This is a genomic window from Paenibacillus lentus, from assembly GCF_042714055.1.
Lineage (GTDB): Bacteria > Bacillota > Bacilli > Paenibacillales > Paenibacillaceae > Fontibacillus > Fontibacillus lentus_A.
The window spans coordinates 185,028-207,866 of the sequence record NZ_JBHGVC010000008.1; the positions used below are offsets into that span (position 1 = coordinate 185,028).

The window sequence follows — 22,839 nt, forward strand, 5'->3', positions numbered from 1 at the left end:
TATGAAAAGAAGAGAGGGAGTAATTAATGACTAGCTTGATGAACAGTTCGAGGAACGTTGCAAGCAGCTTGGGGAAATGGACGGCCTTTATGCTTATTCTGATGCTGGTTGCGTCCAGCCTCATACCAATAAGCGCTAATGCAGATACCGACACTAGTCCAATCCGGGTCAACCAAATCGGTTACTTGCCTGGCGCTGATAAAATAGCTTCTATCGTCAGCAGCTCGACTTCGCCGCTTGCCTGGGAGCTGCGCAAGGATAGCGGCGCTGCGGCAGCTCAAGGACAGACGCATGTATACGGTATGGATCAGGCATCCTCCGATCATATCCATCAAGCCGACTTCTCAGCTATAACGGAGCAAGGCACCTATAGGCTGTGGGTTTCCGGCTTAGGAGAAAGCGTGCCCTTTGTCATTAGCAGCGATCTATATCCCAGCTTGCCGAATGAAGCGATGGAATATTTTTATTTCCATCGGATGGGCGTGGATGTCGAAGCGCAGTACTTGAGCAATCCGGCGTTTGCTCACAAAGCGCTGCATCCGGGGGATAGCTCAATCGGCTGCTTTAGCAACTGGTGCGGAAACGAGAGGCTTAACGTGAAAAATTCCTGGGCGGATGCGGGTGACTTTGGCATCTACCCGGTAAATCAGGCGATTTCAGCCTGGACGCTGTTGAATCTATATGAGCGCAATCCGGAAGCGTTCCCGGATCATTCCCTGAACATTCCAGAGAGCGGGAATGGTATCCCTGATATTCTCGATGAGGTTCTTTTCGGGTCGACTTTCATGAAGGGGGTTATGCCGTCAACGGGACTTGCTTCGCACAAAATTCATAACGACAATTGGAGTGCGTTTCCGGTCACGAATATAGATGCGGAGAATAGCATGAACCGTCAGGCTCAGCCTCCTTCTACGAATGCAACCTATGCGGTGGCTCGCAATTTGGCTCATCTGGCTCGCCTTATCGAACCGTATAATGGGGCGGAAGCCGCGGAAATGTGGGGCATCGCCAAGGAGGCATGGACACGGGCAGAAGCTAATCCGAACGTCCTCTATACATCGCAGACGCCGGACGCTCCGGGTGGAGGGGATTATGACGACATTCGTACCAGCGATGACCGATATGCGGCTGCGGCCGAGCTATATTTGACGGCTTATGCTTTTGGCGACAGCCATAAATCGGCCTATCAAGCTGCAGTGACCTCATCACCGCATTACCGTGAGGTTTCGCAGTTCGACTGGCAATCTACCGCTACGACAGGAACGTTGTCCTTGCTTTCGGCACCCAGCGATCTCTCTGCTGCCGATGTGCAGGCGATGAAGACGAATGTGCTGAACCAGGCCGACGGTCTGCTGGCAACGCTGCATGGAGAAGGATACCCTGTGCTGCTGCCGGGCAGCAAGGGCTATGATTGGGGCTCCAACTCTGTCATTGCCAATAAAATGATATTGCTGGGCTATGCTTATGATCTTAGCCAGAACCTGAATTACTTGAAGGCCATGCACCAGGCAATGGATTATTTCATGGGCAACAACGCGATGAGACTGTCCTATATTACGGGGTATGGCGAATATTACGAGACGGATACGCATGATCGCTGGGCGTGGGGCAAATATCAAGGCGGTGTCCCGTATCCGAAAGGCTGGCTATCGGGTGGACCGAACAATACGGTCATTAATGATTCCGCCACGCCGACGGGACAGCCGGCTGCTAAATCGTACGCTCCAAAAAACACAGCCCCGGACGCCTGGGTATCTAAGGAGAATACAATAAACTGGAACGCGCCGCTCGTATGGATTTCTAAATATATACAGGATCACAGCCAGCCACTGGGGGGAAATACCAACCCGAATCCAAATCCTGACCCTGATCCAGATCCGAACCCGAACCCCAATCCATCGCCAGAAGGAGATTTGGTCGTTCAGTATAAGGCCGGGGATACGAATGCTGCGGATAATCAGTTCAAGCCTCATTTCAATATTATGAACCAAGGCTCGACGGCAGTGCCGTTAAGCGAGTTAAGCCTTCGTTATTATTTTACTGCAGAGGGCAACGAACAGCTGGAGTTTAACTGCGATTGGGCCATGGTAGGCTGTGCTAACCTTAACGCGGCCTTCGTCAAAATGAATTCGGTAAAGCCAACGGCGGATACCTATTTGGAGATTACATTCAAGTCAGCGGCCGGATCGCTGCTGCCGGGAGGGCAAACAGGCGATATCCAGACTCGCAATCACAGCAGCAGCTGGACGAATTTGGACGAGAGCAATGATTATTCTTATGACCCGGCAAAGACCGCTTATACGAATTGGGAACGCGTTACCCTATACCATAACGGCACGTTAGTGTTTGGAAATGAGCCTTGATAGGCGGTGCATGGCGATCCCAAACTGCTCATATTGACTCCCAGTCAATTTCACGCTATGATAATATGGATTAACATAAAACAACTGTGCGAAAAGACATAGAACGGGAAGAGTAGGCAGTGAGCCCTTCAGAGAGCGGGATTGCAGCGCTGGAAGATTCCGCAGGATGTAGCTGGTTGAAGTCACCCGGGAGTCGCTTGTTTGAGCAGCTATGTAGTATGTAGCCGTTAGAACGGGCCGGTAGCAGCCGTTATCTGTACGAGTGTTGCGAGTTTCTCGGTTATTCCAGAGTATAGGGAATCGGCCGGGCCAGCCCGCAAAACAAAGGTGGTACCGCGAAAGTAAAGCCCTTTCGTCCTTTGAGACGAGGGGCTTTTTGTATTTTTAAGCAAGACTATCCTGATTACGCTAAGGCAATGCTGAATTGTAACGGAGGTTGAAATTATGTCAGAGATCCAAGAGCATTCATCGGCAAATATGCCGACCACGTATGATCCCAAGGCTGCAGAACAGAAATGGTACCGCTACTGGATGGAGGGCGGCTTCTTCAAAGCGGGTCAAAGACCCGAAGCTACGCCGTACACCATCGTTATTCCGCCACCGAATGTAACGGGTATGCTCCATATCGGGCATGCGCTGGATTTTACGCTGCAAGATATATTGATCCGCACGAAACGGATGCAGGGGTATGATGCTTTGTGGCTGCCGGGTTCTGACCATGCCGGAATCGCCACGCAAACGAGAGTGGAGCAAACGCTGCGGGCGGAGGGAATTTCCCGTTATGACCTAGGCCGCGAGAAATTTCTCGAAAAGGTATGGGAATGGAAGGAACACTATGCCGAGACGATTCGCGAACAGTGGGCAAAAATGGGCTTCTCTCTCGATTACTCTCGCGAGCGCTTTACTTTGGATGAAGGGCTGTCCAAGGCCGTGCGCGAAGTCTTCGTCAAGCTGTACGAGAAGGGTCTGATTTATCGCGGAAAATATATCATTAACTGGGATCCTGCGGCCCGTACGGCTCTTTCAGATATTGAAGTGGAATATAAAGAGGTTAACGGCCATTTATATCATCTTCAATATCCGCTTAAGGACGGCAGTGGGTTTATTACGGTAGCCACGACGAGACCCGAGACGATGCTCGGGGATACGGCTGTTGCTGTTCACCCAGAGGATGACAGATATCGTCATCTAATCGGGCAATCGCTCGTGCTGCCGATCGTTAACCGTGAAATTCCGATTATTGCCGATGAATATGTCGACAAAGAGTTCGGCAGCGGGGCGGTGAAAATTACGCCTGCACATGACCCAAATGACTTCGAGGTAGGGCTTCGCCATGATCTGCCGCAAATAACCGTAATGGATGAGAGCGGCAAGATGAACGAGGGGGCAGCTAAATATCAGGGAATGGATCGCAGCGAGTGCCGGAAGGCAATCGTCGCTGATTTGAAGGAATCCGGAGTTCTTGTGCGCATTGAAGATCATGTTCATCAAGTCGGTCACAGTGAGCGTTCGGGTGCTGTGGTAGAGCCTTATTTATCGACGCAATGGTTCGTAAAAATGAAGCCTCTGGCGGAAGCGGCGATTGCTGCTCAGAAATCCGGCAAAGGGGCTCACTTTGTTCCAGAGCGGTTTGAGAAAATATATTTGCACTGGATCGAGAATGTCCGCGACTGGTGTATTTCCCGGCAGTTGTGGTGGGGGCACCGCATTCCGGCCTGGTATTGCGAATCATGCGGCGAGCTGCATGTTGCCAGGGAAAAGATAGATGCCTGTGCTAAATGCGGAGGTCATGAGCTTGTACAGGACAACGACGTTCTTGACACCTGGTTCAGTTCTGCCTTATGGCCGTTCTCCACACTGGGCTGGCCGGATGAGGACAGTGAAGATTTCAAACGCTTTTTCCCGACGGACGTGCTCGTTACGGGATACGACATAATTTACTTCTGGGTAGCCCGGATGATCTTTACCGCACTTGAGTTCACGGGAGAAATTCCGTTCAAGGATGTGCTGATCCACGGATTGGTACGGGACAGCGAAGGCCAGAAAATGTCTAAGTCGCTGGGGAACGGGGTTGATCCGTTGGAGGTTATCGAGAAATACGGTGCGGATGCCATGCGTTATATGATCTCGACGAGCAGTACGCCAGGCCAGGATTTGCGCTTCCATTGGGAGCGTGTCGAGCAGGCCCGCAACTTTGCGAATAAAATCTGGAACGCCTCCAGGTTTGCCTTAATGAACCTGGAAGGTGTAACATTTGAGGATATTGATATTCATGGAGACTTGTCGACTTCCGATCGTTGGATTCTCCATCGCTTCAACGAAACGGCGCGAAATATTACCCGTCTAATCGATGCCTATGAATTCGGGGAAACCGGCCGGGAGCTGTACAACTTCATCTGGGATGATCTGTGCGATTGGTACATCGAATTCGCTAAATTGTCGTTCTATGGCGAAGATCCTGTAGCTAAAAAGAAAACGCAATCCGTCCTCGCCTATGTGCTTGACCGGACGCTGCGCTTGATTCATCCGTTCATGCCGTTTATTTCCGAGGAAATATGGCAGCATTTGCCGCATCGCGGCGAGACGATTACGCTTGCGGAATGGCCGCAGTTCGATCCGGCGCTTGAGGCACCGGATGCCGTTCGCGAAATGAATTTGCTGATCGACATCATTCGTTCCGTTCGGAATATCCGGGCAGAAGTGAATGTACCGATGAGCAAGCAAATTGAATTGATTGTGAAGCCTGGCTCAGCCGAGCTGCTGGACATCGTGGAACGCAACAGTCACTATATCCGGCGGTTCTGCAATACCTCGCAATACGAAGCATCACTTAGCGCGGCAGTTCCCGAGAAGGCGATGACGGCTGTAGTGTCGGGAGCTGAGCTATACTTGCCATTAGCCGGTCTGATCGACATCAGCCAGGAGATTGCCCGTCTTGAGAAGGAACTTGCACACCTGAACAAAGAGGTGGAGCGCGTGGAGAAGAAGCTGGCGAACGAGGGCTTTGTCGCCAAAGCCCCAGCGAAGGTCATTGAGGAAGAACGCGCCAAAATGGCCGATTATTCCAGCAAACGCGATAAAGTGGTTGCTCGAATCGCCGAATTAAAAGGTTAGGTAAAAGAGGAGTACTCTCAGTACAGCAGGAGCTGCATCGTTACATTCAGCTCTTGCTGTACCTTTCCATAATTGCAGCAGTATCTAGTTCAATATACTAATGAAGGTGAAAATAATATGGGGGTTAATCTTTCAGAAGAAGTTCAGCTGCCGTTTACAAGCTATATAGATGCGGTAGAATGGATTAACAGCTTAATAGCGTTTGGAATTCGGCCGGGATTAGAGCGTATTGAACGGATGATGGAGTCCTTTGGCAACCCGCATCGAAAACTCAAGTTTATTCATGTCGCAGGAACGAACGGCAAAGGCTCCTCCTGTGCTTTTTTAAGTTCAACGCTCAAGCAATGCGGGTATGATGTGGGGATGTTCACATCTCCCTACATTACGAAATTTACAAACAGATTCCAATTTAATGGAGAGGATATTCCAGAGGAGACGCTATTAAGCTTGGCTAACCGGATTGCTCCCGTAGCGAAAGAGATCGCTGCCAGCGAACTGGGATCTCCAACGATGTTCGAAGTAAGCACGGCGCTAGCGATTCTCTATTTTGCAGAAGTGTGTTATCCCGATGTCGTAGTATGGGAGACCGGGCTCGGGGGTAGAATGGATGTGACGAACCTGGTTACACCGATCGTTTCTCTCATTACGAATGTAGGCATGGATCATACCGATGTTCTAGGGGATTCCCTGGAGGAAATCGCTCGGGAAAAAGCCGGTATTATCAAACCGGGCGTACCCATAGTCAGCTGCGCCAGCCAGTCCTCCGTTATCGCCGTTCTAAGAGAAACGGCTAAAGAGAAGGGCTCGACGCTGTATTTGCTGGGAGAACAATTTCATTATGAACGCGGAGGCTTAAGCGGGCGAACCCAAAGCATCCAGTTTAAAGGGCCGTTCCGTGCCATAGATTTGGAGCTGTCCATGCTAGGCAAGCATCAATGCACGAATGCGGCAGGGGCTATGATGGTGCTGGAGATTTTACGGCAATATATGGCCTTCGTTCTCGAGGACGAGCAGGTATTGGCCGGATTCCAAGACGCCTTCTGGGCAGGTCGGCTTGAGCAAGTATCGAACCAGCCCCGAATCGTGCTGGATGGTGCCCACAATCCGGAGGGAGCCGAGGCGCTTGCGAGAAGTCTTCCGGAAGCATTCAGCTACCGAAAACTGAATTTGATGATGGGGATGCTGGCTAACAAGCATCATCGCGAATACTTGGAGCATATATTACCAATAGTGGATACGCTTATTCTGACCGAGCCCGATTTTCGCAAGAAAATGGATGCGGATTCGTTATATCAGCTCGTTGATCAAATACGCAAGGATATGGCGAAGGCGGATCTGGAAGTCATTGTGGAACGTGATTGGAAGCGTGCGCTGGCATTGCTTCAAGCACGAACGGAACGGGAGGATCTTGGGGTAGTCACAGGCACGCTCTATATGATTTCTGACGTGCGGGCAACCCTTTTGCATCAAACCGATTCTGAAAAAGGCTGGTGACCATAATGTTGAATACGACAGAACAACATGTACATTTTATCGGGATCGGTGGCTATGGAATGAGCGCTATTGCCCGCGTTATGCTGGAAATGGGCTACACCGTTACCGGATCGGACGTCGCTTCCCAGGAATTGACGGAGAAGCTGGCGGCCAAAGGGGCTAAAATTTATATTGGACATACCAGAGAGCAAGTCCATGGAGCAGATTTAGTCGTGTACTCGACAGCGCTGCCGAAGGATAACGTCGAGCGGGTGGAAGCGGAGGAGCAGGGAATCCCGGTTCTTCATCGTTCCCAGATGCTGGCAAGGTTGCTGAACGAACGTACAGGCGTGGCTGTTGCTGGAGCGCACGGCAAAACGACGACCTCCTCCATGATCGCCCTGGTGATGGAACAGTGCGGAACGGATCCTACTTATATTATTGGCGGCGAAATTATGGACATTGGTACGAATGCCAAAGCAGGGCAGGGAAAATGCGTCGTTGCGGAGGCAGATGAGAGCGATGGCTCTTTCCTGCAGTACCATCCATCGCTCGGCATTGTCACGAATATTGAAGCGGATCATTTGGAGAATTACGGCGGGGATTTCGGGAAGCTTAAGGATGCCTACGTACAATTTCTGAATCAAATCAAACCGGAAGGAAAAGCCGTCGTATCGGGGGATGACCGGAACATCCGCGATTTGCTGCCTAAGGTGCAGTGCCAAGTCGTAACTTATGGAATCGAGACGGCATGCGACTATACGGCTACGGATATTCAGCTTGGGGATCGCAAGGTTGTATTCACGATGAATCAAGGCCAGCAGCCACTCGGACAAATCAAGCTCTCCGTTCCCGGTCGACATAATGTATACAATGCGATGGCGACGGTGATTGTATGTCTTGAGGCCGGAATTCCTTTCGCGGAGATTGCCGAAGCGATTCAGCATTTCCATGGAGCTAAGCGTCGTTTCCAGGTGCTTGGCGAAAGCCGAGGCATTCTCGTTATTGATGATTATGCCCATCATCCCACGGAGATTGAAGCGACGATTGCCGCAGCCAAGGCGACCGGCAAACGAATTATTGCCGTATTCCAGCCGCAGCGGTATTCGAGAACGTTTTTTCTCCTCGATGCGTTTAGCCGCGCATTTGGCGGGGCCGATGAAGTGATTATTACCGATATCTATTCGCCTGCAGGGGAGAAGCAGATTGAAGGCGTCAATTCTTCGAAGCTGGTAGATTTGATCAAAGAAAACAGCAATGCCGGAGCAAGATATCTGCCAACGAAGCAGGATGTCATTGACGACTTGCGAGGACGGCTGCAATCCGGTGACCTCGTCATTACGATGGGAGCCGGGGACATTTGGAAAGTCGGACATGAGTTGGCCAAGACCCTTTCCTAAAAGCAAATGATAAAGGAGCTGTCCCATGTGCAGATTGGTCTGCGATGGGACAGCTCCTTTAATTTATTTTCTATAATCTATAGCTGTCCTCCATACCAAGTCAAGGTACCCAAAGCAAAAGAAATTGTATACCCCAACAGGATGCCGGACAGCACGATGCCCATCAACATCCAATCCCGCCAGCGTATTTCCATTTGGCAGTAGAAATCCCGTTTGCCGCCGGTAAAACCGCGGGATACCATAGCGACGGCCACCCGCTCGGACTTGCGGATTGCGCTCGCCAGCAGAGGGATGCTGTATCTCTTGAAAGCCTGAAGCAGCGAGCGGATATTGCGCTTCTCCCGCCATATGCCCCGCATTCGATGAGCCTGCTGCATAATGCGCAGCTCCTCGCGGAATAAAGGAAGAAAGCGAAATCCGGCCAGTATGCCATACGCCAGCTTGGGCGGAAGCTTACACTGCTGCATAAGACTGAACATGAATTTCACGGGCTCGGTAGTCAGGACGAACATAAGAGAAAGCGCCGAGAACATTAACGTACGTAGTGCGAGCGATAGGGCCAGACTGAACCCGGCCTCTGTCATCTTGAGCGGTCCCCAGGATAGGAGCATCGGCGAGTTCTGGGGCAAATCGGAACGTGGAAAAAGGGCTGCCGTCCAGAAATAACCGATGGCCATAATGAAGAAGGGCACGAATAACAGCAGCCATCTTCGCCAGGAAATCCGGCCGAACATCCCGGTTACGATCAAGATATAAATTAAGCTGATGGAGATAGTTACCGGATCAAAAGCAAACGATAACAGGATGACTCCTATAATGACAGTGAGCCCCTTAATCGCGGGATTCATTTCATTCAAGAGCTCGCCGAATAAACCGGGCGTTTTCAAATGAGCACCTCCCCGTAAGCCTCTCGCTTTCTCTTGATCGCTGTTTGCAACTTATTCTTCAAATGAGCCGAGAGAGGAGGAATAAGCTTATGCGCCAGTAATTGCTGCTCCGGCCACTCCCATAAATCTTCCGGCCGTCCATCCCACTGAATGCTTCCCTGGCTCAGCACAATGACCCGATCGGCAAATTGCTGCACGAGCTCCATGTCATGAGTAATCATGATGACGGTAAGTCCGCGATCTACCCGGGCGCGCAGCGATTTCATCAGCTCCAAGGCAGAGTATGCATCCTGGCCAAATGTAGGCTCGTCGCATAACAGAACTTGCTGCTCCTCGGACAGCATGGCGGCCACACTCAATCGGCGTTTTTGCCCTTGACTCAGAGCAAAGGGGCTGGACTCGCGGTGATGCTGCAGCCGGTATTGGTCGAGCAGTGAAGCGACTCGTCCGGACACATCTTGTTCAGGCAGCTTCTGAAGACGGAAGCCAAAGGCCAGCTCGTCGTAGACGGTATCGGTCACGAATTGGTGCTCGGGGTGCTGAAAAATTAGACCGATGCGCTTTCGCAGCTCCTGCTCAGGCCAACTCGAGATGGCTTTGCCGGATAAGCGGATCGTTCCGGCCGAAGGCTCTAATATTCCCGATAATAGAGCTGCCAAAGTGGACTTGCCCGCACCGTTAGGTCCGACCAGCGCGATGAATTGTCCGGCAGGAATCGTCAGCGAAAGCTGCTGAAGAATCTGTCGGCCGCCGCTGCGTTCAAAAGAGACATTGTCGATTAGCATTAGGCTGTCTCTGCTTCCAGATTTCTCCGAATCGCCATTCGATTGCATTGACCTGCGGGCTTGCCTTTCTTCTAGCTGCTCGAGAACTTTAATCTTTACGGCGTCCGGCTCATTTAGCCAAAAATCGGTAAGCTCATCTCTGGTCAAAGGCTGCCATGAAGCCGCATGCTTTGCCTGCAACTTCTCGTGCAAGCGAACGGCACCCGGCATCCATATACCTAATTGCTTCGCTTCTTCTTTGAAATTGGCGAAGTAAGTTCTTGGCTCGCCTTCGTAAATAAGCTTTCCCTCTGTACCCATGACTGCCAGGCGATCTACATAAGGCATCCATGCGTCCAATTGATGCTCAATGAGCAAAATGCTCATTTGGCGCTGTTTGCGTATAGAGTCGATAAGGGCGGACAAGGCCCAACAGGCTTCCGGATCCAAATTGGATGTAGGCTCGTCGAGAATAAGCACCTCTGGATTGAGTACCAAGGCACAGGCTAGTGCCAGCCGCTGCTTCATTCCCCCGGATAAGGCATGGATATGTGCATCCCGCCAGCCGGTCAAATCGACAAGCTGAAGCGCTTCGTCTATCTTTGCGCTAATCTGCTCCCGTGGACAACCGATATTTTCCAGGCAAAAAGCAAGCTCTTCCTCTACCTTCAGCATGCAAAACTGGCTGTCGACATCTTGAAACACGATTCCCACCTGCTGGGCAATTACCCCGGGATCTTGTCCTTCCAGAGATTGGCCGTGCAAATAAACGCTGCCTGCAACGACACTGTCAATGGCTGTTGGATACACTCGGTTTAAACACAGGGCCATGGAGCTTTTGCCGCAGCCCCCGGGGCCGAGAAGCAGCATTAACTCCCCTTGATGCAAGCGGAGGGATAGGGAGGAGAATACATGCTCCCCGTCCTCCTCGCTAAAAGCTAGCGACAAATCTTTCGTCTCCAAAACAATCGGCTTGTCGATCATTTCCTTATTCGTGTACATCGTGCGCACTGCTCCCTGGGCGGACGATGTACATTGAAGCAGAGTATCCATTACAGCTTCACCGTAGATTGTTTATGACGCGCAGCCTGAGCTGCCTCTTTACCGATCGGGAAGCTTCTTAACACCCCGGTACGAGCCAGCGCATCGGAAATCCACTTTCCAAGAAGGCCTGCGATAACCGCTCCGCTGATGACGCGCACGATGAACATCGAAATGACGAGCCCCGTGGATAGAGCAGCGAATCCGGATTGGAAGAACCCCCAGGCAAAGCTGAATACGGCTGCACCTACGCCTGCCCCCATAAGCACAGGTGTGTTGTAGTAACGATATCTTACGACAGCGAATGCCGCTTCCGCACCAAGACCCTGAATAAAGGCCGACAAGATCAAAATTGGGCCGGTGACGTTCCCGATGAGTACCTCGATCGTTCCGGCAATCGTCTCAGATAACAGGGCTGCACCTGGCTTTCGCAAAATATAGGCTGAAATGATCGACACGATAAACCATATCCCGAAAATAACCTCATATCCCATCGGACCCATAAAACCGACGAGCACATTTCCAACCTGCAGAAAAATTAAGTATACGACAGCAAATACGACAGATAGTGAACTAAGAACGATAATGTCACGAAGCTTCCAAGACGACATTTTTACTCCCCCTTACTCTGTACAACATCTGGTTTGGCAGACGGACTGTTGCAGGAAATCGTGGCCGTCATGACAAGATGAGAGGTCTGCGTGCTTGACGTTACGAAGGCGTTTTCCAGCGATCGGAATACCTGAGCGGCCTCCCCATCCAGGCGGCTGGCATAATGAACCCCGCCGGAGAACGTGCCTTCTGCTTCGGCGGCTTTTACGGCATTATAAATTACGTCCATATAGTGAGGCACTCCCATCGGGTAGAGCGCGAATTGAACGGCCGTATCTATGTTGGCTTCGAATGTTTCATTTAAACGTATGTCGTCCTCGGACATGAATACATCGCCTTCCGTATCGCCGGGACAACCGACAGAGAAGGTTGCGCTGAGAACTACATGCTCTCCGCTTTTTGCCGCATGCAGAAATATGGATCTCACTACGTCAAATACATGCTCATGACGGCCGCGCACGCAGGTGCTGACGTCATCGCTCTTGATCCATACCTTGGACGTATTCGTATTTTCCAGAGCTCCAAGAATAATCGGCACAAATCGATCGCTCATCGGAAAGAGCGAGAAGCGGCAGCCGACGATACGGCTGCTTCCGCATGCGGCAGGCACTATGTGTTCGTTGAATGAATTGTTCATGTTACTTTTTCCTCCCTTGGGCAAATGGTGTGTCGATAACGACAAAAAAACCGCACCCGAAGAGTGCAGTTGTATCGATATAGGCCCATTCGCTTTAGCATAGCAAAGCTAAACTATGCAGCGCCTTTCATCGTTTCCCCGCACTTCCCCACGCTAGTATGATCTAGATCGGGTGTAAAGGGTTAATCGTGTCCTGGAATAGGAACGATCTCTCAGCCAGTGAAGGCACCCCTAGTGCATTGCTTCGTTATGCGGTTTTCAATGGTTCCCATTATACAGAGTTCCTTTAAATTGTAAAGGCCTTGTTCAAATGAACTGGTCTATATTCTCGCAAAAATTCATATTGTATCGTTAGAAGAGAGGACAAGGAGCGTGCGGATCGTGAACAAGGCGAAGATGACATTCCGGTTCGATGAACAAGGGCGGGAAGCCCCCTATACGGAGACGGCAAAAGAAAGACAGACCAACGAACCAATCCCTGTTCAATGGAATAAAGAGTTGCCTGACAGCTCATACGGAAAGCCGAACGAATATCCCGTTACCTACCGCGCGGTGGAGACGGTGGACTATTGGGGAGATCCCTTTACAGACCATACCGGAACAGGGATAACCGTATTTCCGGAGCATGAGGCGCCGGACGGCGGAGATTATTATTTTCGAAGGACGAGAACCTCTTGGTGGAAGGTTGCCGGCTCATTGACCGGTGCTATCGTAACGGGAGCGCTATTTGGGTTCGTCGTTCTGTCGATGTTCAATCAAGAAATAACGGTTCCTATACCTGGAATAGGCGTGCCGAAGCAGGAGGCTGCTGGGGAAGCGGCAAATATCCCCGTGCTGGGCAGCGTCATCACCGAAGAGCAGGCGCCGCTCGTTCAGGTCGTTCTGCCGTCGCAAAGCTATCATTTCCTGCAATACGGCGTATTCAGCACGGCGGAGGGGGTAGAGCTGGCTCAGCAGCAATTGCGGGACTCAGGGATCGCCGCGGCGCGGGATACAGTAGACGAGAAACGAGTATATGCAGGGGTTTCGCCTGACCGTGAAGAAGCCAAGATGCTAAGCGGACGGCTAAAGACAGGGGGCGTTCATCTTATATTGCACGAGATTTCCCTGCCGGAGTCGGCTACGGTGGAATACAACGGGGACGCAGCATCCCTTCAGCAATATTTAGCGCAAAGCGCGGATCTCGTCTATATGCTTAGCTCCTCATCGGCATCTCTCCTGGGAGAAGCCTCTCCCTCCCGGCAGAGCCAGGAGGAGATCGGTCAGCTTCGCGAGAGTCATCAGCTTTGGACCAAAAGCGCTGCTGCCATTCGAGGCAAGCTGTCGGCCACTGCGGAGACCGAGGCGAAGGAAATGGAGAAGGCGATGAACAGTGCGGTGGAGGCGATGGAGGAGTTCAATGAGAAGGGGGAGCAGACGATGCTCTGGGAAGTGCAAAATGAAATGATGCGCTTTATTTTAGCTGAACAGAAAATAGTGGGGGTTCAATAAGCAAGGAATAACTTTTTCTGGAGAGGCAGGGAATTGGAAATAGTTCCCCCTGCCTTTTTTGTGTTTGTATTGCCGATCAATTAACCTTATAATAATGAAGTGCCAAAGTGTCAAAAAATGGCGAGGTTAACAGCTCTGTAAGCTTGCCCTACGAACGACGAATAAAGGAGAATCCGTATCTTGGAATTAGCAGCTTCAACATCACCCTATGTCGTGCTGGCCTCGACTTCACCACGCAGACGGGAACTGCTGGCTTCACTACATATCCCGTTTGAAGTTATTCCAAGTGAAGCCGATGAAACTACGCCGGAACAGTGGGCGCCGGAGCAAATCGTCATGGAGCTTGCGCTTCGCAAAGCGAAGGCCGTTCAGGCATCGATAGAGCGATCGTCGCGCCGGTCTGTTATTATTGGTAGTGATACTATTGTCGTTCTGGATGGACAAGTGCTTGGCAAGCCCAAGGATACTGCAGAAGCTGCCGCCATGCTCCGTTCATTGCAGGGACGAAGCCACCATGTATACACTGCCGTAGCTTGTATTGATGCAAATACAGGAAGATCGGAAGTCGAATATCGTTCCACCATAGTTAAGATGAGAGCTTTAACAGAAGAAGAAATTATCGCGTATGCCGAGACCGGAGAAGGGCTGGATAAAGCGGGAGCTTATGCGATACAAGGACTCGGGGCGATTTTTGTCACGGGCATCGAAGGCTGTTATTTCAACGTTGTGGGCCTGCCGCTGTCATTGGTAAGCGAAATGCTTGGCCGCTTCGGAATCCAAGTTTTGAAGTAATTAAAATCCAGCCGAAATGGTGTAACAAATCATTTTATATGTACGTTGTTAGAAAGAGGAAGAGATAAAGCATATCCTTCCGCCATGAATTTTGCTGGCAGCCGGTTAGCCGGACTAGCCTAATCATTCGGAAGCGAGGGATATAAATGGATATGCCGCAATACATGCTGCGTGATATGCCTTTTGAGGAAAGGCCAAGGGAACGCATGATGCAATATGGAGCGAGCTCGCTCAGTAACGCTGAATTGCTAGCCATTCTGTTTCGTACGGGTACTCGGGATGAATCAGCCGTTCATCTGGCTCAGCGTGTCCTGAGCGGAATCGGTGGAATCCGTAATCTTGTGGATATTAGCTTGGACGAGCTGGTGAAGCTGAAAGGCATCGGCCCCGCCAAAGCCGTGCAGTTGAAGGCGGGAATGGAGCTGGGGCAGCGGCTTGCCAAAGCGCGGCTCCCTGAAGCCCAGGTTATTCGCAGTCCTCGCGATGCGGCGGATATACTCATGGAGCAGCTGCGTTATTTGCAAAAGGAACATTTTGTTTGTTTATTTTTGAATACGAAAAATCATATCATTGCTCAGGAGACGCTTTCGATCGGAAGCCTGAATTCATCGATCGTCCACCCGCGGGAGGTGTTTCGCGCAGCGATTAAATGCAGCAGTGCATCTGTCGTATGCGCTCATAATCACCCGAGCGGAGATCCGACGCCAAGCCCAGAAGATATCCGAATGACCGAGCGTTTGTGCGAGGCTGGAGAAATTGTTGGAATCGATGTGCTGGATCATATCGTGATCGGGGACGGTGAATTCATAAGTTTGAAGGAGCAAGGCTTGATGTAATATAATAGACCAGATACAGAAGGAAAGGAAGATTACAGCATGTTAGGTGGTTTCACGAAAGACTTAGGGATTGACTTGGGTACGGCGAATACGCTCGTTTATATTCGAGGTAAAGGAATTATTGTAAGAGAACCGTCGGTAGTAGCGATGAATACAGATAATAAGAGCATTGTAGCGGTCGGAGAGTCGGCTAAGAAAATGATCGGGAGAACGCCGGGCAATATCCGGGCCATTCGTCCGATGAAGGACGGCGTTATCGCTGACTTCGATACGACTGCAACGATGATTAAATATTTTATTCGCCAGGCTCAGAAGCAGCGTTCCTTGTTCCAGCGCCATCCGAACGTGATGGTATGCGTGCCATCTGGCATTACGGCCGTAGAACAGCGGGCGGTAGAGGATGCTACGAAGCAAGCGGGAGCACGTGAAGCCTACACCATTGAAGAGCCTTTTGCAGCGGCTATCGGCGCCGATCTTCCGGTATGGGAGCCGACCGGCAGCATGGTTGTAGACATCGGCGGCGGTACGACGGAGGTTGCTGTAATCTCTCTCGGAGGTATTGTTACAAGTAAATCGGCACGCGTAGCTGGCGATGATATGGATGAATCCATCATTCAATACATTAAGCGCCAATATAATCTAATGATCGGCGAGAGAACGTCGGAGCAGCTGAAAATGGATGTAGGCTCGGCGCTTCCGCTCGAGCAGGTGGAAACGATGGAAATCCGGGGCCGGGATCTAGTCACCGGGCTGCCGAAGACCATTTCCATCACTTCCGATGAAATTACCGAGGCGCTCGGCGACACGGTTAATTCGATCGTGGAAGCGGTGAAGGTGACACTGGAGAAGTGTCCGCCTGAGCTGGCCGCCGATATTATGGATCGCGGCATTGTGCTGACCGGCGGCGGAGCTTTGCTGCGGAATCTCGATAAGCTTCTGGCCAAAGAGACGGGCATGCCTGTTATCGTGGCCGAGCATCCGCTCGATTGCGTGGCCATCGGTACGGGGAGAGCTCTCGATAACATCCATTTGTTCAAATCAAGAAGCAGTTCGGCCCTGCGCAAACGCTAATTTCTGCGCTGTGCACAGGAGAACGCGAACTATGATGATAAAACGGTCGCCGTCCTGAAATGGACGGCTGTGCCGTTTTTCTATAGTAAATATTGTGGACTCGTGGAGAGGAGAATTTGTAAGGTTGGAGGGTGCTTAAACTGTTTAAGCTGCTTGGCAACAAAAGATTGTTTATATTGCTAATGGGTCTCATTCTTTTTATCGCCATCATGGGATTTACGCTCGGGCCTCGGGCGAATTTGTCGTGGCCGGAGAAGTTCGTGAAGGATACGGTTGGCTTTGTGCAGTCCATTTTCTATAAGCCTACTTCATATATTGCAGGCTTGATCGACGATATCTCCAACCTGCGTGCTCTTCAAGAGGAGAACGAACAACTCAAAATTGCCCTGTCTCACTACACGAGAGATAAAGCCATCTATAATCGGATTGAGCAGGAGAATGTCCGTCTGGCTGATTTGCTTAAATTTACGGAAGCCCAGAAGAATCAATACAATTATACCTACCGGATCGCCCAGGTGGTCAGCGTGAATAATGATCCGATTAACCGAACGATTAAAGTGAACCTTGGGAGCAATGACGGCGTCAAGGTGGGGTATGCTGTTATTTCGGCTGAAGGACTTGTAGGTACGGTTAGCCGGGTCAGCAACTTTACTTCCACCGTCAAGCTATTGACGACGATGGATGCGAAGGATCCGAATTCCAATGGAATTTCAGCAACGGCTCAAGGTAAAGAGAACGAAGTATTTGGAGTTGTTGAGACATTTGATACGAATAAGGGCATGTTTCTGATGAATAAAATCGACGATCCTTCGTCGATAGCCATCGACGATACGATTGTGTCGTCCGGTGTCGGCGGAGCCTTCCCGCGAGGGATGGTCATCGGCAAAGTCAAAGATATTCAAGTTGGAGAGTACGGCATGACCTATACAGCCTTTATCGAGCCGGCAGCGAGCTTCACGGATTGGAAAGAGTTGATTGTGGTGTATACACCGGAGGTCTTGGAGTAGTGAGGAGCAAACGCAAACAAATATTGATCCTGCTGTTGTTCGTGTTATTCATTATTGAAGGAACGATCCTCCCCTGGATCATTCCCGATTCGTGGCAGACCCGGGTCGTTCCCCATTTGGCATACATCGCCATTCTGTTTATTACCGTCTACGATAACCGGCACAGCGGCCTAGTGCTCGGACTTCTTTTTGGCCTGCTGCAGGATGTGGTATTCTACGGATCGTTGATCGGAGCTTATTCCTTTGCGATGGGGCTGTCCAGCTACCTGCTAGGCCTCGTATTCCGCTCGCCCAGAGCCCCGCTTCCGCTTATGATGATTGTCGTCATGCTCGGCAGCATGCTGCTGGATTCAATCCTATTCGCCACGTACTCTTTGTTCGAGCTGACGCACCAGCCTTTTACCTGGGCTTTAATGAATCATATTATACCGAACGTGTTCGTTCACTTTACATTTGCCCTGGCCATTTACGTTCCCCTTAGGCGCCAATTGGAGCTGATCACCAAGCGTCGTTCCTCCGAAAATCAAGCCTGACATTTCGTGCTTTTCCCTAGGAAGCAGGAACTTCGAGGCTCCTGCACGAATTGAATAGGAGGGAGGGACAGGCTTATGACAGTAAAATCTAACCATGTTACGATCAAGGGCATCAAGGATGGCCTGGTTTTCCTGCTTGACGATGAGTGCGATTTGCAACAGCTTCTGGACGAGCTGCGGTATAAGGTGGAGCACAGCCATCAGAACATACTGACAGGTCCAATCATGCATGTTGATGTTAAACTGGGCAAGCGAATTGTGACGGATGCGCAGAAGGAAATGATCCTTGATATATTGAAGCAAAAAGGCAATTTGCTGGTACGATCGGTAGAGTCGCCGTTAGCGGAAGGTGATCAGCCGAAGGAAGGGATATTAACGACGATAAGCGGAATTGTCCGTTCCGGCCAAGTTTTGCATCATGACGGAAATTTGCTGTTTCTTGGAGACGTCAATCCCGGGGGGACGATTTCCTGCACCGGAGACGTGTTTATCCTGGGAGCATTGCGAGGCATGGCCCATGCAGGGTCGCAGGGCAAGGAAGAGTCTATTATAGCTGCCTCGTATTTATCGCCGACGCAACTGCGTATTGCTGAGGTTTATAGTCGTCCGCCTGACGAATGGGAACATCGTGAGAGCAGTATGGAATTTGCCTTCTTACGCGATGGGCAGATGCAAATTGACAAAATAACGAACATAACCCGGGTGCGTCCGGATTTTAACGTGTTCAAAGGGGTGTAAACTATGGGAGAAGCTATCGTTGTCACTTCGGGCAAAGGCGGCGTCGGCAAAACGACGACTTCCGCTAATATCGGTACGGCCCTGGCGCTGCTTGGCAAAAAGGTATGTCTCGTCGATACGGACATCGGCCTGCGGAATCTGGATGTCGTGATGGGGTTGGAGAACCGGATCATTTATGACTTGATTGACGTAGCCGAAGGGCGCTGCCGCCTTAATCAGGCTTTGGTGAAGGATAAACGCTTTGATGAATTATATATGCTGCCGGCTGCACAGACGAAGGATAAGAATGCCGTCACGGCAGAGCAGGTAAAAGATATTGTTCTTGAACTGAAGAAAGAATATGAATACGTTATTATCGATTGTCCTGCCGGGATAGAGCAAGGCTTCAAGAATGCCATCGCCGGAGCGGATCAAGCGATCGTCGTTACGACGCCGGAGCATGCCGCCGTGCGGGATGCGGATCGTATCATCGGCCTGTTGGAAAGCTCGCATATCGGCTCGCCGAAGCTTGTGGTCAACCGGATCAAAGTAGATATGGTGAAATCCGGCAGCATGCTGGATATCGAAGGCATTTTGCAAGTGCTGAACATTGATCTTATCGGCGTCGTTCCGGATGATGAGCTTGTCATTAAAGCGGCGAATAGCGGGGAACCCACCGTGATGAATCCCGATTCCAAGGCAGCGATTGCTTATCGCAATATTGCCCGGCGGATATTGGGAGATACCGTTCCTTTGATGCTGCTCGATCAGAAGAAAGGCATGTTTACTCGCTTTAAGAAGTTTTTCGGAATGGGTTGATCCTAGTTGTTCTTTAAACTCAAAAAAATCGATTGGCTTATGGTTGCAATCCTAGCCATCTTCATGATTATGAGCACCTTGCTCGTCCACAGTGCAATTGCCCCTTATGCGCCGGATTTCAAGAACTATGATCTAAAAACCTTGATGTTCTATGGCCTTGGCTTCGCGTTGGTATTCGGGATGTCGATCGTCGATTACCGCACATTGCTTCGTTATAGCTGGTATATTTACGGAACGGGCTGCTTGCTGCTCGTTCTTGTCTTCTTATTTGCACCGGAAATTAACGGTGCGCGAAGCTGGTTTAAGCTTCCGGGAGGGCTGTTATTTCAGCCTGCCGAGCTGGTCAAAATTATTCTCATTATGACTACCGCCTATTTGCTTGGCAAGCGGGAGGGGCGGCTGTTAAGATTCCGCCAGGATGTTATTCCGATTACAGCGGTAACGCTGCTCCCTTTCATGCTGGTGTTAATCCAGCCGGATTTGGGAAATGCCATCATTTATCTGGTGGTGCTCTGCGCCATGCTCTGGATCGGCAACACGAAGTATAGTCATGTCCTCATCGGCCTTACGGCACTCGTTGCTTGTTTGGTTGTGTTCGTTACTTTGTTTAACGTCTACAATCAGCAGATTCACGATTATTTGGGAGATAAGGGGAAATTGCACTGGTATCAGCGGATCAATACGTTTATTAACCCGGACGAGGCGTCCAGCGATGCCAAGCATCAGTCCAGCTATGCCAAGATTGCGATTGGCTCCGGCGGATTGATGGGCGATGGTTTTTTGCAGGGAGAGCTCAAGAATAAACGGTTTGTGCCTTATCCGTATTCGGATTCGATATTTGTCGTCGTTGGCGAAGAATTTGGTTTCCTAGGGTCATCCATATTAATGCTCCTGTATTTCCTGTTTATTTACAGGATGATTCAGATAGCGCTTCGCTGCATCGATAAGCGTGGAGCTTTTATTATTGTGGGGATTGCAGCGATGTTTCTGTTCCAAATTTTTGAGAACGTAGGCATGATGATCGGCCTGATGCCGATTACGGGCATTACTCTACCGTTCATAAGCTATGGAGGGACATCCTTGCTTCTGAACATGCTGTGTATAGGCCTGGTGTTCAGCATTAAGCTGCATCAGGAAAAATATAAAGTAGATTAGAACCAGCATATATAGGCTGGTTTTTTTGCTTTAGCATCAGGAAGTCCGATATCGCCAAGGCTTGTTCATATTCCGCTTATGCCGCTCATAAACTAAGTACAACATGTCTACTGGGTACAACTGTGAATTAGTTGTGCTTAGGATGAGATCGCCTGATGCTATCGGAGAGGAATGAGAACGATGGACGTAAAGTCGAATGTAAAGCGGCGGCGGGAAGAGCGGATCAAGCAATTAGTCTCGGGTGAAGAGAGGCGATCCAGTGCCCCTTCCCTGTTTGCCGAGCGAAATAGAGGCGATGCGGATGTAGCCGACGGACAGCGAAATACGGCTCATCGATCTGCAGCCCAGCCTGCTGGGAACCGTCTGCATGGATTGTACGGGATGAACACTCCGCTTGAAGAGACTACGGCTGGAAGCCGTGACATGAATGATATCGTTAACGGTCAACCCGTATGGGAGAATCGCCAAAATCCGAAGGCAGCGGATGAAAAGGAGCAGGATCCTGAATGGATGTGGAAGCACGGGCAAGGACGCTGGAAGGATTCGGGCCTATTCGGCGAGCAGCAGCCCCCTGTCCTGCCGAATGATGGGAAGCGCACTTCCTTTTGGAGCATGTTATTTATTCGTTTTAGCATCAGCATGCTGCTTTTTGCCGGTTTATGGGCGATCAACCGATATGAACCCCCTTGGTCGGGATCGATCCGTCTATTCGTGGCGCATTCCTTAACCCATGAAATGGACTTTGGAGCAGCGGAGGCATGGTACATACGCAATTTTGGAGGAGCTCCGACCTTTATCCCGATATTCAGGCAGCATGAGGACAAAGGGGTCAAGGTCAACAATTCGAGCAGCTTTACAGTTCCGCTTGAAGGAAAGATTGCCGGGGCTTTTGCGCTTAGCCTGAAAGGGGTAAACATCGTTCCTGTCAGTGATTCGAGCACGGGCTTACAGGTTAAAAGCGTAGAAACAGGCAGGGTGCTAAGCGTCGGTAATGATGCCTTTACCGGGGAGACGGTCGTCATTCAGCATGCCAGCGGGTATGTGTCCATATACGGTCATTTGCAGCAATCTTTTGTAGAAAAAGGGGATTGGGTGGAGGCCGGGGATTTGATCGGAAAGCTTGAGGCTCCGTCTGAGCAGGCTGTGCCTACCCTTTATTTTGCCTTAAAAAAGGATGAGCGCTACATTGATCCAGCGGATGTGATTCCATTTGATTAGATGGGGCGGTATTACGATATCCTTTCACCCGTTATTCGTCCTCGTCATGCTGGCTTCCGTCATTACGGGGCATTTTGTGGAATTGATTACACTGTTCGTGATCGTATTTATTCATGAATGGGGGCATGTTGCCGCCGCAAAGTGGTTTGGCGTTAACGTCCTTTCCGTGCAGATGCTTCCCTTCGGAGGCGTGGCGGTGATGGAAGATACCGCTTTTTTGCACGCAGGGCGTGAGATGATCATTGCGCTTGCCGGCCCCCTGCAAAATGGACTGCTGATCGGCTTTGCCTGGCTGCTTCATGCCTTCGGTTTATGGGACGGGCCCTTCTACGAATATTTTGTGCAGGGTAATATTTTGATCGCCTTATTCAATTTATTGCCGGTGCTGCCGCTGGATGGGGGTAAAATATGGCAATCCCTGTTCAGCATGATTTTGCCGTACCATTCGGCATTAGTATGGTCGCTGCGAATAAGCTTGTTATTCAGCTTGTTTGTGATTGGCTATGCTTTGTCTCCCCTTTTGCTCCAAAATGGTGCGCTTCAGTTAAACTTGTTGCTGGTTGGCCTGTTTTTGCTCTATTCCAATTATGTGGATTACCGCAACATACCTTATCGATTCATGCGCTTTTTGATGAACAGGGATCGTTCGTTCTCGCGCCATCTTTTGCATGGTAGTCTGGCTCAGCCGATCGTAGCGGATAAAGTGCAACCTTTGGAGCATATTTTGCGTCTATTTAAAAGGGAAAAGTATCATTTTATTTATGTAATGAACCGCCAAGGCAAAATTATTGCGGTCGTGCCGGAGCAAAGGGTAATTTCTTCCTTTTTTAAAGGAGGGCCTGCGGCATAGCACCTGCCGTGTTATAATCAGAAAATATAATCGTGGTACAACGCAGACTGAGGGTGAAA

At 50.4% G+C, this 22,839-nt stretch carries 19 protein-coding genes, 1 riboswitch and 1 other annotated feature; of the genes, 15 read left to right on the plus strand and 4 right to left on the minus strand.

The genetic code is table 11. From position 1 onward, the window contains the following. Positions 1-26: 26 nt before the first annotated feature. The 4 genes from ACE3MQ_RS18740 (at position 27) to murC (ending at position 8,350) form a co-directional block, all read left to right on the plus strand. A complete protein-coding gene (locus tag ACE3MQ_RS18740; RefSeq protein WP_379395433.1) occupies positions 27-2,363 on the plus strand; it encodes a glycoside hydrolase family 9 protein in 2,337 nt (778 codons plus the stop codon). A 90-nt stretch (positions 2,364-2,453) separates the two neighbouring features. Beyond that, positions 2,454-2,726: a binding site (T-box leader), on the plus strand. A gap of 81 nt (positions 2,727-2,807) precedes the next feature. After that, positions 2,808-5,477, plus strand: coding sequence for a valine--tRNA ligase (locus ACE3MQ_RS18745; RefSeq protein ID WP_379395435.1), 2,670 nt, complete (start codon positions 2,808-2,810; stop codon positions 5,475-5,477). A 117-nt stretch (positions 5,478-5,594) separates the two neighbouring features. Beyond that, the gene (locus ACE3MQ_RS18750; RefSeq protein ID WP_379395437.1) at positions 5,595-6,971 is read left to right on the plus strand and encodes a bifunctional folylpolyglutamate synthase/dihydrofolate synthase; all 1,377 of its coding nucleotides are present in this window, start codon (positions 5,595-5,597) and stop codon (positions 6,969-6,971) included. Positions 6,972-6,976: 5 nt separating this feature from the next. Then, a complete protein-coding gene (murC, locus tag ACE3MQ_RS18755; protein WP_379395439.1) occupies positions 6,977-8,350 on the plus strand; it encodes a UDP-N-acetylmuramate--L-alanine ligase in 1,374 nt (457 codons plus the stop codon). A gap of 77 nt (positions 8,351-8,427) precedes the next feature. Here the strand turns inward: murC and ACE3MQ_RS18760 are convergent, their stop codons facing one another. Genes ACE3MQ_RS18760 through ACE3MQ_RS18775 form a run of 4 tightly spaced genes read right to left on the minus strand, consistent with a single transcriptional unit; the run spans position 8,428 to position 12,291 of the window. Then, the gene (locus ACE3MQ_RS18760; protein WP_379395441.1) at positions 8,428-9,237 is read right to left on the minus strand and encodes an energy-coupling factor transporter transmembrane component T family protein; all 810 of its coding nucleotides are present in this window, start codon (positions 9,235-9,237) and stop codon (positions 8,428-8,430) included. Continuing rightward, the gene (locus ACE3MQ_RS18765; protein ID WP_379395443.1) at positions 9,234-11,054 is read right to left on the minus strand and encodes an ABC transporter ATP-binding protein; all 1,821 of its coding nucleotides are present in this window, start codon (positions 11,052-11,054) and stop codon (positions 9,234-9,236) included. Before ACE3MQ_RS18765 ends, ACE3MQ_RS18760 begins: the two co-directional genes overlap by 4 nt. Next, on the minus strand, positions 11,054-11,653 hold the full coding sequence (locus ACE3MQ_RS18770) for an ECF transporter S component (protein ID WP_379395445.1): 600 nt from the start codon (positions 11,651-11,653) through the stop codon (positions 11,054-11,056). Before ACE3MQ_RS18770 ends, ACE3MQ_RS18765 begins: the two co-directional genes overlap by 1 nt. Before the next feature lie 2 nt (positions 11,654-11,655). Further along, entirely contained in the window at positions 11,656-12,291 is a 636-nt protein-coding gene (locus tag ACE3MQ_RS18775) for a YkoF family thiamine/hydroxymethylpyrimidine-binding protein (RefSeq protein WP_379395447.1), read from the minus strand. A gap of 128 nt (positions 12,292-12,419) precedes the next feature. Beyond that, a riboswitch (TPP riboswitch) is annotated at positions 12,420-12,534 on the minus strand. A gap of 138 nt (positions 12,535-12,672) precedes the next feature. On the opposite strand from ACE3MQ_RS18775, the gene ACE3MQ_RS18780 reads away from it, so the two are divergent. The 11 genes from ACE3MQ_RS18780 (at position 12,673) to ACE3MQ_RS18830 (ending at position 22,780) form a co-directional block, all read left to right on the plus strand. Next, on the plus strand, positions 12,673-13,782 hold the full coding sequence (locus ACE3MQ_RS18780) for an SPOR domain-containing protein (RefSeq protein WP_379395449.1): 1,110 nt from the start codon (positions 12,673-12,675) through the stop codon (positions 13,780-13,782). Between the two features lie 180 nt (positions 13,783-13,962). Continuing rightward, complete coding sequence (locus ACE3MQ_RS18785) at positions 13,963-14,574, plus strand: Maf family protein (protein WP_379395451.1); 612 nt, start codon at positions 13,963-13,965, stop codon at positions 14,572-14,574. Positions 14,575-14,720: 146 nt separating this feature from the next. Then, on the plus strand, positions 14,721-15,410 hold the full coding sequence (radC, locus tag ACE3MQ_RS18790) for a RadC family protein (protein ID WP_379395453.1): 690 nt from the start codon (positions 14,721-14,723) through the stop codon (positions 15,408-15,410). A gap of 39 nt (positions 15,411-15,449) precedes the next feature. Further along, on the plus strand, positions 15,450-16,481 hold the full coding sequence (locus ACE3MQ_RS18795) for a rod shape-determining protein (protein WP_379395455.1): 1,032 nt from the start codon (positions 15,450-15,452) through the stop codon (positions 16,479-16,481). A 131-nt stretch (positions 16,482-16,612) separates the two neighbouring features. Next, positions 16,613-17,488, plus strand: a complete 876-nt coding sequence (mreC, locus tag ACE3MQ_RS18800) for a rod shape-determining protein MreC (RefSeq protein ID WP_379395457.1) — start codon at positions 16,613-16,615, stop codon at positions 17,486-17,488. Then, positions 17,488-18,021, plus strand: coding sequence for a rod shape-determining protein MreD (gene mreD / locus ACE3MQ_RS18805; RefSeq protein WP_379395459.1), 534 nt, complete (start codon positions 17,488-17,490; stop codon positions 18,019-18,021). Before mreC ends, mreD begins: the two co-directional genes overlap by 1 nt. 75 nt (positions 18,022-18,096) lie before the next feature. Continuing rightward, positions 18,097-18,759, plus strand: coding sequence for a septum site-determining protein MinC (minC, locus tag ACE3MQ_RS18810; protein ID WP_379395461.1), 663 nt, complete (start codon positions 18,097-18,099; stop codon positions 18,757-18,759). A 3-nt stretch (positions 18,760-18,762) separates the two neighbouring features. Next, a complete protein-coding gene (minD, locus tag ACE3MQ_RS18815; RefSeq protein WP_379395463.1) occupies positions 18,763-19,557 on the plus strand; it encodes a septum site-determining protein MinD in 795 nt (264 codons plus the stop codon). 6 nt (positions 19,558-19,563) lie between these two features. Continuing rightward, a complete protein-coding gene (locus ACE3MQ_RS18820) occupies positions 19,564-20,712 on the plus strand; it encodes an FtsW/RodA/SpoVE family cell cycle protein (protein WP_379395465.1) in 1,149 nt (382 codons plus the stop codon). A 180-nt stretch (positions 20,713-20,892) separates the two neighbouring features. After that, positions 20,893-21,930 (plus strand): peptidoglycan DD-metalloendopeptidase family protein, encoded by a 1,038-nt coding sequence (locus ACE3MQ_RS18825; RefSeq protein ID WP_379395467.1) that lies wholly within the window; start codon positions 20,893-20,895, stop codon positions 21,928-21,930. Beyond that, entirely contained in the window at positions 21,923-22,780 is an 858-nt protein-coding gene (locus tag ACE3MQ_RS18830) for a M50 family metallopeptidase (RefSeq protein ID WP_379395469.1), read from the plus strand. The genes ACE3MQ_RS18825 and ACE3MQ_RS18830 overlap by 8 nt, the downstream gene beginning before the upstream one ends. Positions 22,781-22,839 lie beyond the last annotated feature (59 nt).